This window comes from Vibrio sp., from assembly GCF_984391705.1.
In genome coordinates, this window is sequence record NZ_CFHWOM010000069.1 from 1 (window position 1) to 15,413 (window position 15,413).

The following is a 15,413-nucleotide window of genomic DNA, read 5'->3' on the forward strand; positions in this document are numbered from 1 at the left end:
TACCAAGAAACCAACGTGAAAGGCATCTACTGTGTAGGTGACATCATGGAAGGCGGTATCGAGCTGACTCCAGTAGCAGTTAAAGCAGGTCGCCAACTTTCTGAGCGTCTGTTCAACGGCAAAACCAATGCGAAAATGGACTACAACCTAGTTCCTACTGTTGTATTTAGCCACCCACCGATCGGCACGATTGGTCTAACAACGCAAGAAGCTGAAGAGAAGTACGGCAAAGACAACGTGAAAGTTTACACGTCTGGCTTTACGGCAATGTACACAGCGGTCACTAAGCACCGTCAGCCATGTAAGATGAAGCTAGTGTGTGCGGGTGAAGAAGAAACTGTGGTTGGTCTGCACGGCATCGGCTTCACCGTTGATGAAATGATTCAAGGCTTCGGCGTAGCAATGAAGATGGGCGCAACCAAAGCAGACTTTGACTCTGTGGTAGCAATCCACCCAACTGGCTCAGAAGAGTTTGTGACAATGCGCTAAGCATTTGTTCTCTTAAACTTTATAAAGCAGCCCACAGGCTGCTTTTTTATTATCTAAATTATCAAATAAGCCTATAGCATTCTCAAAATTAATCATTTTCGTAAGAAACTGCTTAACTTTTTCTATACACTGTACGCCGAACAATAAATATAAACCGACGTTCAGTGAAGCTAGATTCAAGTAAAACCGATGTGTATTACTTGCTGTTGGATTTAGATGACCAACAAAAGAGAGAAGCCTTAGAAGAGTTACAAAAGCACCATCCAGATCTCTATCAACAAGTCGCCCCACTCGTTGCTGCGGAGGCGTCCGATCACCTTGATCAGATACTGCGATTTACTTTTGAACACAGTACTTCTCAGCAAGTAGACTATACCAACCAACAAATCGACAAATACCACATTCTCCATGAGCTTGGTCGAGGTGGGATGGGTGTAGTGTACGCTGCCTGTCGTGCTGACAAGGCGTTTGAGCAGAAGCTCGCCATTAAACTCCTGCAATCCGATTTAACCCAAGTGTTCGACAATCGAGCACTCTTTGGTGAAGCGCAATTACTGGCGAAGCTCAATCACCCTAATATTGCCAAAGTCTTCGATGGCGGAATCCACAATGGCGAAGTCTTCATTGTGATGGAACATGTCGAAGGCACATCGCTCGATACATTCCTTAGTCAACACGATCTTTCTTTAACACAAAAGCTGAACCTGTTTGGTCAAGTATGCAGCGCGCTGGAGTACTCCCATCACCAAGGCATTGTTCACGGCGATATTAAGCCGGAGAACATTTTGGTTGATGAGTATCAGAACATCAAACTGATTGATTTCAATCTCACTCAGAAAGCGAATGTCTCATTGGGTTACTCTGAGTGTTTAACCGCATTCAGCAAAGCGTTCGCCAGCCCAGAGCAACAAGAAGGCAAATCGGTGACCGCCAGCAGCGACATCTATGCACTCGGCAAACTACTGATGTGGCTATGCCCTCATCAAGCCCGTTTTTCCGACCTAGGCATGGTTCAGCAGCGCGCCACTGAACACCATAGCGCCAAGCGTTTTGGGTCTGTGACAACGCTCAAGCAAGACATCGAAGCCCTGCTTGAGAAAAGACCTATCTCACTCAAACGTCACGTACCGTTTTATCGCAGCTTGCGCTTGTTTCAACGCAACCCAGTGATCAGTTCTTTGTGCTTATTGCTGATCGGTTTAGGTGGATACTTCTCGTCTTCTCTTGCGTATAAAAATCAGCAACTGGAACACGAAAAGCGCATCGCTGAGAACATGATCTTTGAAGTCTCCAGCATGATGTTTCATGCCAAAAGCCAAGCCGCGCAACAAATGCCGCTCCCGTCGTTTCTGGACCTAACGCGTCGACGGATTCTAGCCAATCCCGACATGCCCAAACACATCAAGCAAAAGTTGCTTCTCGTGATGATGACGCCAATCGAAGAGAAAGCAGCGCCCCCTTCCTCAACAGACAAGGACAAAGTCGAATAAAATGCGCACCTCAACACTTTTAACCAGCGTATTGCTAATGAGCGTGTCTGCGATGAGCGTTGCCCAACCTGACAACATTCAAACAGGGTTCTTTATTGATGCGCCTGTGACGGGCTTGCACTACCAAACCAGCTCGCAGCTCTCTGGACAAACCGAGAAAGGCGCGTTCCAGTATCGCCCTGGAGATGTGATCAGTTTTTATCTTGGCGACAACAACCACCGTTACTTGCTCTCTACTGTGTCGGCTCAAGAAGTCATTACACCGACATCCATATCAACCAAACCCAGTCGCAGTATCAATATCACCCGACTGCTGCTCTCGTTAGACAGCACACCGGAGAATCGTAAAGAGATTCTGCTGCTTGATTCGCAACTCAGCAATCGTAAGTTTCAAGACAACCTAAGAACACTAGATTTAAACCAGTTGGTGGATGCTGACCTACAACGGCTCACCCAATCACAGCCCGCGTCTGTCAGCGACGCTGTCGAGCACCTCAACGAGAGCAATGTCTACATTCGTGACCATTTTCAGTCAGATGCGATTGTTTTTGAGCCACTTAACCTCGAACTGCAAAACGTTATCGTCAAACAGCGTGACGGTAATGGCCGCTTATGTGCCTATGATGTGAGGCTCAAAAACCACCCTCACTATCGCCCGCCGATTGGTAGCTTAACCTATCGCATCACCGCCGACTCGGTGATCGAATACCCGAGCCTTGGTGACCACTTCAATGGCTGTCAGCTTCAGCCAAGTGAACGCAAGCACACTATCACCACCCCCATCGAACATTATCCTGATGACTTTGGCACCTTCCATTGCGCAAACCGGGGCTGTACTCGCAATGACCTGAATGGCTTTGCCATTGATGACTTCAATGACGAAGGGGATTGGAAATACCGCTCGTTGGCAATCAATTTCGACCCGACAACTCAGCTATTGATGGAAAAATCTCAAGGTCTTGGACAAACCGATAAGGTCACTCGACCGAATAAAGGTGAGATGCTGTGGTTTACCTACCCGAAACACCAATATACCCAAATTAACTATCAAGGCGTATGGCAACAAACCACCTACCAACAAGGTGAGCTACAAGAAACCTGCCTTCTAATCGAAAAAAGTCATATCAAGCAAAGCAAGCTCATTGACGGTCAATGTCCAACACAGGCTCGTGACTACGCAGAGGATGTCACTCATGCCTATGGCGATATGTGGTGGGTCTCGCCGGAGTCACCAACCGCATCAATCGAACAGCTCAATTTAATTGTCCGCTGGTATCAACCCAAACAACCAAAGCCTCTTTACACCACTTGGGAATATCTACCCGCGGGAAAATCATGGGACAAAGGTGTTCTGTACCGCTACCAACAAAATCTCACTCGAAGTGCGCAAGGTGATGAACAGCTAGACACCTACTCCATCTCTGAATTTGTAAAAGTGCAGGAGACCATTTAGTGACGACCAAGCATTCACTGACTGAAATCATCCAACTGTGGCAAGCGGGTGACAAACAGGCAGAAAACAAACTCTATCAATTTGCGTATTTGCAGTTGAGGAAAATTGCACAGCAAGAGCGAGCACGCAGCGCAGAAAAATATGGCGATGAAAACCAAGTACTCGCCGATAGTGTCAACAGCACTACCGCGTTAATTCATGAAGCCTACTTGAAGATGTCGACCGCCGACCTCAGCGACGTACAATCTCAACGAGAGTTCTACCTGATGGCCGCGAAAATTATGCGTCAGATATTGATCGATAACTCGCGGGCGCATCAAGCACAAAAGCGTCAGCAGCAAGCTGAAGAGCAGGACTGCCAACAGCATAAATTCGAGCAACTGTTTATCCTCGACCGCGCGTTAGACAGTTTCAGCGTCCGCTATCCGAGGCAAGCCAATGCGCTCAAGCTCAAATATCTGATGGGACTAAAAAACCAAGAAATTAGCCAACTGCTTGAGTGCAGTAATAGCCTGATAGAAAAGGACCTAAAGTTCTCTCGCAGCTGGCTACAAACGAAAATGACACTGTCATGAAAGCACGCGTTGCCGCCGTTATTCTCGCGCTTGGCGCATTCATTGGCTGGTGGATGTTCCCCCTTCAAGTGAGTACACACACTGCCACTGACGAAATCAAACCTCGCAGCCAAGCGTTAACCCTAACTCCCACTCCTGCGGCCACCGCAAAAGACCAAGTGAAGGGACTACGCGCCGTTGAAGTGGCTAATCAGCCTAACCCCAGCGCTGCATCGGAAAATACGCCACCTGACGAACAAGCGAAAGAGCCACAGGCGGCACTTCAAGACGAGCACTTGCCACTCGAGGATTCCGTCGAGCCAACCACTAGCACTCTGATTACTCGCGACACGCAAGTTCACATGGCAAGCCGTGAAAACTCGCCCCCATTTATCGTCGAAGAGGAGTACCAACGGCTTCTCACTCTTATCAATCAATGGCCGCTTACTGTGGGGGAGCCTGCCCAGCTGAAGCTCAATATCAGTAACTTGTTTGATGACCCAGACAACGATCTGCTTGCCACTCGCATCTCCTTGAACCTTGCGGGTATGAGCATGAGCGGAGGCCCAATGCTCACCATCAGTGGCACTCCCGCCTCCACATCTAATCCATCATTGACGATCTCCGTCCGAGAGAGCGCGCAGTTTGAAGAGAACTGGATAAGCGCACGGTTTGAACTGCCACTGCATGATCGTCTGGCCAAGGCCCAACATCCGCTAGAAGGCGATATCCTCTATCGACTTGAAAGTACTCATGAGCTGAATGGGCAATTTACCCTCTACGAAGTGGTTTATTGCCAAGCGTTTCAATTCACTCAGCAAGAGGTCTATTTTGCGGCATCAAACAATAAAACGTCGTGCCCGACAGAGTCTCAGCTGCATAAAATTGGCAGTTATTACCTCGACAGTGACAAGCTCATCATATCTAGTCAACTTTCCAGCCTCGATGCGGACCAAATATGGACACTCAAACATCAGTACCCATCTAACGTGTCGCCAGAGGTAAGCAACTATCTGGTGGCCGTTGATAATGGTAGCCAATTCGAAAGCTATACCATGCAGAAATCACGCGCTGAAATGGAGAGAAGGATCACGGCTGTAACGGGCCAAAAGCAGTTTCAATTGACCAAATTTGACTACCTACTGCCACTTCCAGATGACCAATATCTGCCTATTGAGGTGGGTAACTATCTCTATGACTATGGCCATCAAGTGGTGGGGCCAAACAATGAAACCGTCGACTCAGATCTGAATCTCGTCGCTCCACAGCACAACCTAAGCTGCGCTCAAATTGCCAAGTGGTATCAAATGGATGTGGTGGGTGGTCTAGGTGAGTATGGTATCGACATCATTTCATCGTCTGACCGCACCATTCCAGGCTACAATGTGGAGTGCATTGAGTTTCAAAGTAATAGTGTGACAGGCAGAATCTCTGTCGCCTTTGATGGCGCTTACACGCCGTACGACAAGTTCGCGGAAGGGGAAATATACAGCTATATTCTCAGACCTTATCCGCAGTACGCCGAACGGTTAGAAGAACTCAAAATCAATATGATTTATCGTTCAACCCCTTAGCTCCCCTTCTGCAAAAAATTGAGTAAATAAACCTAAATTAAATTACGGTTTTTGCTCTGCTTTTCGTGTCTTGAGTTTATTAAGTAGAGATTATAAAAAGTGATTAATTTATCAGCGAACTAAACTTTTGGCTTAGAAATTAGTTCGCTGAATGCAAACAAGCAGCTTAACCAAGCAAGGAACAACTCAGAATGAAAAAGATCAGTTTACTGGCAACATCAGTGGCAATCGCACTTACCGGCTGTGGCGGCGGTTCGGGTGGCAGTGGCGATGATAACGTTGCACGTCAAGGTGTGGTACTTACAGGCTTTGATGGTTACTTTAAAAATGCCGTGGTGTTTATCGATAACAACCAAAACGGCAGCTGGGAACCAAGCACTGATAGCTTCTTAGGCCTGACAAACAGTAAAGGTCAATTGAATGTTGGCGAGACCAAGCCTGAAGGCACGCTGGCAATTCAAACCCTAACACCAGGTGGCGCAGCGCAAGGTAAATTGATCGCGATTGACTCAGAGCAGTACGCTGGCATTTACACGGTTGATATGGACCTACCAGGCCAACCAATGGAGCATGAGTTGGTGTTCCGCGCGCCGAACTCCTCAAACGTGATCTCTCCTATCACCGATCTTGTCGCTATTGAGGTAAACAAGGGTAAAACCATCGAACAAGCGGAAGCCGCCGTTGCTGAAGCACTTACAGGTGACGCATCGGGTGACATCGACCTCTACTCTGACTACGTGGAAGGGGCAAAAGCTGACTCAAAGCTGCACAAAACTGCACAAATTCTAACGGAAACAAAAGCCGCAAACCCAAGTACCTACCAAGATGCTGCAACGGAAATTGCTAAAGAAGCGGACAAAGCCGTTGAAGCAATCGCTCAGAGCAATCCTGAACTGCTTGATGAAGACAGCTTCAAGCCCGTTGTCCCAGTCGATACTGATGGCAACGTCACGGAAATTCCATCAGGAGAGATTGAAAACCCAAGCTACAAAACCACCGTCAACGATGATGTCTACGACGCAGTGCAAGAAGCACTAGATGATGTCGAACTAGAATTAGGCATGCAAGGTGCTAGCGACTATCTCGTTCAATTGGACCTGAAAGGCTTATTTGAAGATAAAGACGTTGAAGAGATCGATCTTGGCTTAATTAAGGTTGATGACTCCGCACTTACGGGCAGCAATATTAAAGCGGTATACGACTACGACAACAACAAACTCAACATTGGTGTTAGCCCACGTGACAAGATTACCAAAGCGGGTGAATTTGAAATCATCGTCATGATCGGTAACTCAGACGATACCAATTACACACCTGCCTACTTCACGTTAGAAGTGGATGAAGGCGATGTCACGGAGCCTACCTACTCAGACGACGCTCTAGCAGGCCTTCAGGACGGTGTGGACCTTTGGGAACTGATCGAAGGTAAAGATCTAGGTGAAGGTTACACCGTTGACTTCACCAACTTATTTGTGGGCGATAATCTAACCTTAACCTTCTCTTCAAACGCGACAACTAACGGCCTTATCTTCGACAACATGGGCTCTGGGGTGATTGGCGTTCAAGGTAAACCAGTTCGTTCTGCTGAAGACGATGACACTGACTACACCATCAAACTGACTGCAACAGACGAATTTGGCTTGTCGACCACAGTGGAACTCGAGCTACCGGATGTTCAGCAAGCAGCAACACCAGAGCCAGGTCCATTACATCCGTTGGAAGGTAAAACGTTGTACTTTATCGAAACACCAGAAGGCGACGATGAGGTTCAGCTGAATTACTGTGAAACCTTCTATTTGGAAAACGGTAAAGTCTACTTCGGCAGTGAGTCTTATACTGGCGATGTCACCAAGAGCTGTGCACCTGTGGCGGAAAGCGCAAGCGCAACCTACACCGTTGAAGGGGACGTGATCACCATCGTCGAAGACGATTATGATCCGATGACGCTAGAGATTGCGCATACTTCAGCATTGGGTGACAACACTCGTTACATTGTAAACAGTGTAGAACTAGACTCTGGTGATGATGACTACTACTCGGCATTTGAAGCACTGACGAACAAAGAGGATGCAGAAGGTCGACTAAGTACTCTCTCGACAGGTTCATGGGAAAATACTGCTCAATTAACCACACTCTTCATTAATGGAGATTACGTAGAGCTGTACATCACCCCACAAATGCGAAATAACGCAAACGACGGTGAAGTAGCTGATGCAGACCTTTTCATCGACAATCCAAATGGTGATATTTCTTGTTCAGATATTCAAAATTCGTTTGATGCAGGCTTCTTTGGCGAAGAATGGGCAAACTTTACCGAAGATAATAAGTGTTGGACGCAGACTGAAGACGGTAAGGAATACGTAAGCTTAGACTTTGACTACAGCAATGAGTTTACCAACCCAAGCACTCATCGTATCCAACTAATGGGCCTTACTGATCAAGTACCTTCATTCAATATGAACATTCAGTATGTAGGTGATAGTGCTTACGACTAAATAGAGCACTTATCAATACTAACGATCTGCCCCGCGACCACGGGGCTTTTTTCGCTCTCACATACATTTGAACTTCTACCGCCAACGTTCGTAACAAACACTAGCATTCACCCAAAGGAGCTTGTTATGAATTTGCTTATCGAGTCATTTGAAGGCGGTATTTACTTAGCTTACCGAGTTGAGAACCAGCAAAAACACCTTATCAGAGACGAAGACCAGCATCCGCTAAAATTTCTGAGTCTCGAGCAGGTTAGGCACCACTTTCGTGATGACCATTTCTCTTCAGCCAAATTAATTCACAACAATGCTTACGATGAAATGTGTGGTGAAGATGATGGCAACTCCCCACCTTTGGAAATCGACCTAAGCTGGCACTAAATAAAAAGGCCAACCACAAAGGGTTGGCCTTTTTATGTCCAATCCTCTAGCGCTCCGCTCGACGCTGTCTACGTTTTATGTTCGCGTCCTTAACCACAAAATCGAACAGCGGCGCGAATAAGTTCGCAAATAAGACGGCCAACATAATGCCCTCCGGGTATGCCGGGTTAAGTACTCGAATACCCACCGTCATCACGCCAATTAAAATCCCATAAGCCCATTTACCTTTATTGGTGAACGCCGCGGAAACAGGGTCAGTAGCCATAAAGAAAGCGCCAAACGCCAAGCCGCCTAGAACAAAGTGCCAATAGAACGGCATCGAAAACATACTGTTGCTATCGGAGCCTATCCAATTAAGTAAACTTGATGTCACGACCACACCAATCAAAACACCAGCCACAATCCGCCAAGATGCAATCTTCATCCCAATAAGAAGTAGCCCACTGAGCATGATTAGCAAGGTCGAGACTTCCCCCATAGAACCAGGAAGGTTGCCAATAAACGCGTCCATCCAACGGATAGGCTGACCCGTCATATTGTTAACCAGCATATTCGCTCCACCGTCATACCACTGGCTGAGTGGCGTAGCACCTGAGTACCCATCAGCGGCTACCCAGACAGCCCCACCCGACATATTGCTTGGGTAAGCAAAATAAAGGAATGCTCGCCCTGCTAATGCTGGATTGAGAAAGTTACGCCCGGTGCCGCCAAAGATTTCTTTCGCCACGACAATACCAAAAGTGATCCCAAGCGCTGCTTGCCAAAGTGGAATCGTAGGAGGAAGAATGAGTGAAAACAGTACTGAGCTGACAAAGAAACCTTCATTCACCTCATGCTTTCTTACTATCGCAAACAGCACTTCCCAAAAACCGCCTACGACAAATACGGTTACATATACAGGTAGAAAATAGCTCGCGCCAAGTAACATTTGGCTCGCCCAGCCACTTTCAAGCATCCCCTGCGGTGAGCCAAACACCCAACTCAGTCGCCAGCTTGCTTCTATTAGGGCGGTTAAGTCAGATTGAGAATATGTGACTAACAAAGCCGATACAGCTTGGTGGCCGGTGTTATACATTCCCCAAAACATGGCCGGAAACGTGGCCAGCCAAACCATGATCATAATTCTCTTTAAGTCGATGCTGTCTCTCACGTGCGTTTGGCCCTTATTGACCAAGCCAGGGGTGTAGAGAATGGTTGCTGCCGCCTCATACAGTGGGTAAAAGCGCTGATATTTACCTCCGGGCTCAAAGTGCGGCTCTAACTGCTCCAATCGATTATTTAAACTCATATCAACATCCTTCATTTTGCTAAACGCTGACCTTTAATACGTCGCCAAGTCTCATTCAGGACAAGTTTTTGCGCACATTTTGAACACTTATCTTTCATCGCCCGTAAACATAGGCAGTAGCGCTTTCAGGAGTAGACTATGGATATGCTTGCTGTGGACCTTGCTCGCTTTCAATTCGCTTTCACGGTCTCGTTTCACATTATTTTTCCTGCTTTCACGATTGGCCTTGCGAGTTATCTCGCAGTGTTGGAGGGGCTTTGGCTTAAAACTGGGCAAGATAAGTTTCTGCAAATCTACAAATATTGGATCAAGATATTCGCAATTAGTTTTGGCATGGGTGTCGTCAGTGGCATCGTGCTCAGCTATCAATTTGGTACAAATTGGAGTGTATTTGCTGATAAGACAGGTCCCATTTTAGGCCCACTTATGGGCTATGAGGTGTTCACTGCCTTCTTTCTTGAAGCCGGATTCTTGGGTGTCATGCTTTTTGGTATGGATCGCGTCGGTAAGAGGCTGCACTTTGCTGCGACGTGCATTGTCGCGTTCGGTACCTTTTTATCGGCCTTTTGGATTCTTTCCGTCAATAGTTGGATGCAAACACCGGTCGGTTACTCCATCAATCCAGAAGGACAATTCGTCCCTGAGAGCTGGTTTGAGATCGTTTTTAACCCCTCATTCCCTTATCGATTGGTGCACATGCTGCTTGCTGCTTACCTCACAACAGCGTTCGTCGTGGCTGCAGTTGGTGCCTACCACCTACTTAAAGCTCCGCATAACCCACTCGCGCGAACTATGTTTTCAATGGCGATGTGGATGGCCGCTATTGTCACTCCAATTCAAATTGTTGCTGGCGATTTTCACGGCCTTAATACGCTCGAGCATCAGCCGGCAAAGATTGCCGCAATGGAGGGACACTATCAATCACACTCCGGTGCGCCATTAATTTTGTTTGGTATCCCGAATGATGAAACCCAACAGATCGACTACAAATTGGAGATTCCTCATTTAGGCAGTCTCATCCTTACCCATTCATGGGATGGTGAAGTTAAAGGCCTCGATGCCTTTCCAAAAGAAGAGCACCCACCCGTCACGATCGTCTTTTGGAGCTTTAGGATCATGATAGGCATAGGGCTTGGCATGCTGATGATTGGTCTCATTAGCCTCTGGTTGCGAAAGAAACGTACTCTTTATAAAACGCCTTGGTTTCATCGCGTTTGTATCCTCTTTGGACCCGCAGGCTTTGTTGCCGTCTTGGCCGGATGGATAACCACTGAAGTCGGCCGCCAACCTTATACCGTGTACGGGTTACTAAAAACTGTCGATTCTGCGTCGCCGATCGATGCGGCAGCCGTTAGTGTCTCTCTTACGGCATTTATTGTCGTTTACTTCATCATTTTTGGCGCAGGCTTCTTTTACCTCATTCGCCTAATGCGCAAATCACCTACTCGCTATGAAGAAGCTCTGGACAGTCGCCTACCCGATGGAACAGAAACGCCACCAACAACACACTCAAATCATCTAACTTAAGGGGTGAGTTATGGACTATGCATTAATCTGGTATGGGCTCATCGGTATAGCGGTACTTATATACGTGATATTGGACGGCTTTGACTTGGGAATCGGTATCTTGTTTCCGAGTGCGTACAGTAAAGATGAACGTGACATGATGATGAACAGCATTGCACCTGTTTGGGACGGTAACGAAACTTGGCTAGTGCTTGGTGGCGGTGGACTGTTTGCCGTCTTTCCGCTCGCTTATTCGGTGGTCATGCCAGCTTTGTACGCTCCAATCATCATTATGTTGCTTGGGCTGATTTTACGCGGCGTTTCGTTTGAATATCGCTTTAGAACAAAGCGAGGGATCTTCTTGTGGGACGGTGCCTTTTTTATAGGCTCACTGTTAGCAACCTTGATGCAAGGCATAATGCTCGGCGCGCTGCTTCAAGGCATCGCAGTGCAAGGACGAGCTTATACTGGCGGATGGTTTGATTGGTTAACCCCATTTAGTTTATTTTGCGGATTCGCCTTAACGTGCGCCTACATTCTACTCGGCGCCTGTTGGCTACTGATTAAACTACCGAAAGACATGTCTACTCGTTATAACTCCATCGCCAAGCGATGGGGAATCGCGCTGGTGGCCTGTATTGTTGCAGTAAGTTTGTGGCTACCTCTCAACAATGAACTTATCGCCCAACGTTGGTTTACCCTACCCAATTCAATGCTACTTATCCTCATTCCGATTTGCGCTGGAATCTGTATTTGGCAACTGTTTGAGTCATTAACCTCCCACAGAGCGGTGCGGGGCTACTTATTTTCCATTGCGCTCTTCGTTATTTCTGGGCTTGGATTTGCGGTTAGTACGTTCCCTTACCTAGTTCCGTTCGCCCTCACTTACCAAGAAGCCGCAGCGCCCGATTCCAGTTTAATCTTCCTACTCGTTGGAACCGTTTTTTTACTGCCACTTATCATTGCCTACAGTGCCTATTCCTATTGGGTATTTCGCGGCAAGCTTAAACATGGGGAAGGATATCACTAATGAGAAAAGGCTACGTACGCATAGGTTGGTTTGTTGCACTATGGCTAATGAGTGTCACAACATTGGCTATCGCAGCCTCAATCATTCGATGGTTCTTAATCCCTTAAAACACAAAGCGGGCTCAGTTAGGCCCGCTTAATAGTTTCGGTGGAACCTTGGTTCGCTATTTCACACACATCACGTTTAGCAATGATGATCCTTTAAGTTGATTGACCTTACCACTAAAGAATAACCCAGCTTTTTGCGAACCCCAGTAGGGTAAGTGCATTGGCCACTTATCTTTTTCCATCACTTTTGAATCCAATAATGCCTTCCACTCTATAGGCGTAGCTAAACGCATACCCTGTCGATAACAGGTTTTATAAGCTTGCTCGTAGCTCATACGATTCCAAGGTAAATCATGCTCCATATAGAATTGGTCATCACTGAACATGATGTAAGGAACTTGGTATTCAACACCATCTATTGAGGCAGACAAACGCACGGCAATTTCAGTGTCCTTGTTTCTTTTCGAAGGAGACTTAGCCGCATCAACCTTTGGTGCTACCACTGCGGGAATTACGGCCGTGTTTTTCTCGGCCACAGGTTTTGGTTTAGATACTGGTTTTGGCTTAGCCGCAGGTTTACTCTGTTTAACAGGCTCGCCTTTAATGATTTCACGGAGAAACGCTTCTTTATAGTTCGGCTCTTGCCTCACTTTTTTAAGCTCCTCACTGGCCACCTTGAAGTCTTTATAAGGCCCTAGCAAACAACGATAGGCTTTTCCTTCTGGTTTGAGCCATACGTCTTTGCTGATGTGCTGATATAGATTCTTCGCTTTATCCAAAGACAAAGGTTTACTGTAAACACCACACTGGATCCAGAATTGAGACTCCTGACCTTTCGGTTTCTGTTTTCCCCACAGACCTTTACCAATTGGACAAGATTGATCGAGTCGAGGGAGCTCTTGTGTAGACACCTGAGTTGCATCGCAAAGAAACTCTTGCGCATATAATGGCGAAGAAATTACCGGCAAGGTGAAAAGCGCAATGCTTAGACACTTCACAAAAGTTTGCTTTGGCTTCACAGCCATCATCATATCCATACTCTTAATTCAAACCCTCTGTTTCCGATCCAACTGCTTGGATAGTGTGACATTTTTGACGGCTCACTGCTGAGAATAAAAAAGATGCAAAAAAAGAGCCGTAACAGGTTACGACTCTTAGTGTAGTGAGATTTTTATATTAAAATCTAAGGCTTAGATCACCCTTTGTAGATTTTCGGGTTAAATACATCACGTAGCCAGTCACCCAGTAGGTTAATTACCAATACTAGCGTCACCAGAACGATGCCAGGGAAAGCAGTAATCCACCAAGCACCAGAGAAGATGTAGTTAAAACCAATGCTGATCAATGCACCAAGTGACGGCTGATCTACTGGCAAGCCCAAACCTAGGAAAGAGAGTGCCGCTTCCGACATAATGGCATTTGCCACCTGAACGGTTGAGATAACCAAGATAGGTGATAGACAGTTTGGAAGAATATGGCGGAACATGATACGTGGCGCTTTAAAGCCCATCACACGTGCAGCTTCAACATACTCTTTCTTCTTCTCGGCCAGAACAGACGCTCGAATAGTACGCGCATACTGAGGCCATTCCGCCACACCGATAATCACCACCAGCATAACGACTGCATACTGGCTGTAGAAGTCACTGCCAAAGCTGGCCTTGAAGATTGCCGATACAATGATCGCAACCATCATGGTCGAAAACGATAACTGAACATCCGCAAAACGCATCAAGAAGCTATCAATACGGCCGCCGAAGTAACCTGCCGATAAGCCGATCACGATACCCAAGACCAGTTGCAGGCCCACCGCAAGGAACCCGATCGTCAGTGATAGCCGAGAGCCATAAAGAATGGTCGAAAAAATATCACGGCCTTGCTCATCTGTACCAAGTAGGAAACGTTCATCGCCATCTTCCATCCATGAAGGAGGAAGCTCAGAATCCATGATATCAATTGAAGATAGGTCGTAAGGATCTGTTGGTGAAACCACTGGCGCTGCTAGTGCCATCACCAAAAACATCATAAACACGGCAAAGCTGGTCATTGCCACTTTGTCACGTTTAAAGTAGTACAAGAAATCCGATTGTTTGAATCGCTCCCAACGAGAAGGAGCAGCTGCTGTTTGACTCATGGTTACGCTCCTTTACCTGTCAGGTTTACGGTCGGGTTGATAATGCCGTATAGCAAATCAACAATAGTATTGGTTACCACAAAAATCAGGCCAACAAAGATAACGTAGGCCGTGATTAACGGTGTATCAACACGGTTAATTGCTTCTAGGAAAAGGAATCCGGTGCCAGGCCATTGGAAAACCGTTTCAGTCAAAATGGTGTAAGCAACCATAGTACCAATTTGTACGCCACCGACAGTCAGCACTGGGAGCATGGTATTTTTCAGTGCGTGTTGGTAGTAGATCTTATTCAGCGCTAAGCCTTTTGCTTTACCAAACTTGATGTACTCAGAACTCAGCACTTCCAGCATCTCTGAACGTACTAAGCGAATAAATAGCGGTAGCATGATAGAGGCGAGAGCGACACAAGGTAAGACAAGGTGAGCTAAGCCATCTAATGTGAAGTAGCCTGATTCCCAACCCAGCACATTCGCAGTTTCACCTCGCCCGTAGGATGGCAACCAGCCGAGTTCAATAGAGAATACATACATCAGCATAATGGCAGTTAAAAACACCGGGATTGAGATGCCGATACTACTGCCCGCCATCACGATTTTGGTGAATATGCTTTTGGGATGAATAGCGGAGTAGACACCAAGTGGTATCGAGCAAAATATAATAATCAGTGTTGCGCCAAACACTAGCTCGAGTGTCGCAACGAGTTTATCCAGAATCACTTCAACCGCAGGGCGCTTGAAGAAGTATGATGTGCCAAGATCACCTTGTAGAGCGTTACCTACAAAGCGTGTGTATTTTGTAATGAAGGGATCATTCAAACCTAGTTCGTCACGCAAAGCTTGACGCTCTGATTCGGAAACCGATTGACCAACCAGCTCACGCAATGGGTCACCGAGGTTATCCTGAATGGCAAACGCCACTAGACTGATCACAAACATCACTATCAGTGCCTGAAACAGGCGCTTGACCAGAAACGAA

The 15,413-nt window shown here is 46.8% G+C and carries 13 protein-coding genes; 9 read left to right on the forward strand and 4 right to left on the reverse strand.

Annotated features, from left to right (window positions below):
- From AC4MRV_RS19590 to AC4MRV_RS19620, 7 genes are all read left to right on the forward strand, one after another.
- A partial coding sequence (locus AC4MRV_RS19590) for an oxidoreductase dimerization domain-containing protein (RefSeq protein WP_491188987.1) occupies positions 1-489 on the forward strand: 489 nt, incomplete at its 5' end.
- 164 nt (positions 490-653) lie between these two features.
- Positions 654-1,979, forward strand: coding sequence for a serine/threonine protein kinase (locus tag AC4MRV_RS19595; RefSeq protein ID WP_491188988.1), 1,326 nt, complete (start codon positions 654-656; stop codon positions 1,977-1,979).
- 1 nt (position 1,980) lies between these two features.
- Positions 1,981-3,432 (forward strand): chromosome partitioning protein ParA, encoded by a 1,452-nt coding sequence (locus AC4MRV_RS19600; protein WP_491188989.1) that lies wholly within the window; start codon positions 1,981-1,983, stop codon positions 3,430-3,432.
- On the forward strand, positions 3,432-4,007 hold the full coding sequence (locus tag AC4MRV_RS19605; protein WP_491188990.1) for an ECF-type sigma factor: 576 nt from the start codon (positions 3,432-3,434) through the stop codon (positions 4,005-4,007). Before AC4MRV_RS19600 ends, AC4MRV_RS19605 begins: the two co-directional genes overlap by 1 nt.
- A complete protein-coding gene (locus tag AC4MRV_RS19610) occupies positions 4,004-5,560 on the forward strand; it encodes a hypothetical protein (protein ID WP_491188991.1) in 1,557 nt (518 codons plus the stop codon). Before AC4MRV_RS19605 ends, AC4MRV_RS19610 begins: the two co-directional genes overlap by 4 nt.
- Before the next feature lie 191 nt (positions 5,561-5,751).
- Positions 5,752-8,055: an acid phosphatase gene (locus AC4MRV_RS19615; RefSeq protein ID WP_491188992.1), complete on the forward strand. Its 2,304-nt coding sequence runs from the start codon at positions 5,752-5,754 to the stop codon at positions 8,053-8,055.
- A gap of 126 nt (positions 8,056-8,181) precedes the next feature.
- Positions 8,182-8,433 (forward strand): DUF6482 family protein, encoded by a 252-nt coding sequence (locus AC4MRV_RS19620; RefSeq protein WP_491188993.1) that lies wholly within the window; start codon positions 8,182-8,184, stop codon positions 8,431-8,433.
- 46 nt (positions 8,434-8,479) lie between these two features.
- On the opposite strand, the gene AC4MRV_RS19625 is transcribed toward AC4MRV_RS19620, so the two are convergent.
- A complete protein-coding gene (locus AC4MRV_RS19625; protein ID WP_491188994.1) occupies positions 8,480-9,721 on the reverse strand; it encodes an NADH:ubiquinone reductase (Na(+)-transporting) subunit B in 1,242 nt (413 codons plus the stop codon).
- Between the two features lie 138 nt (positions 9,722-9,859).
- On the opposite strand from AC4MRV_RS19625, the gene AC4MRV_RS19630 reads away from it, so the two are divergent.
- On the forward strand, positions 9,860-11,248 hold the full coding sequence (locus AC4MRV_RS19630) for a cytochrome ubiquinol oxidase subunit I (protein ID WP_491188995.1): 1,389 nt from the start codon (positions 9,860-9,862) through the stop codon (positions 11,246-11,248).
- A gap of 10 nt (positions 11,249-11,258) precedes the next feature.
- Positions 11,259-12,257 carry a cytochrome d ubiquinol oxidase subunit II gene (cydB, locus tag AC4MRV_RS19635; protein WP_491188996.1) on the forward strand — a complete coding sequence of 333 codons (999 nt, stop codon included), beginning with the start codon at positions 11,259-11,261 and terminating at the stop codon, positions 12,255-12,257.
- 163 nt (positions 12,258-12,420) lie between these two features.
- Here cydB and AC4MRV_RS19640 read toward each other — a convergent pair whose 3' ends face one another.
- The 3 genes from AC4MRV_RS19640 to AC4MRV_RS19650 form a co-directional block, all read right to left on the reverse strand.
- Positions 12,421-13,332: an SPOR domain-containing protein gene (locus AC4MRV_RS19640; RefSeq protein WP_491188999.1), complete on the reverse strand. Its 912-nt coding sequence runs from the start codon at positions 13,330-13,332 to the stop codon at positions 12,421-12,423.
- A gap of 167 nt (positions 13,333-13,499) precedes the next feature.
- Positions 13,500-14,438 (reverse strand): ABC transporter permease, encoded by a 939-nt coding sequence (locus tag AC4MRV_RS19645; protein WP_491188997.1) that lies wholly within the window; start codon positions 14,436-14,438, stop codon positions 13,500-13,502.
- A 2-nt stretch (positions 14,439-14,440) separates the two neighbouring features.
- Positions 14,441-15,413: ABC transporter permease (locus tag AC4MRV_RS19650; protein ID WP_491188998.1), on the reverse strand; the 973-nt coding region annotated here is incomplete at its 5' end.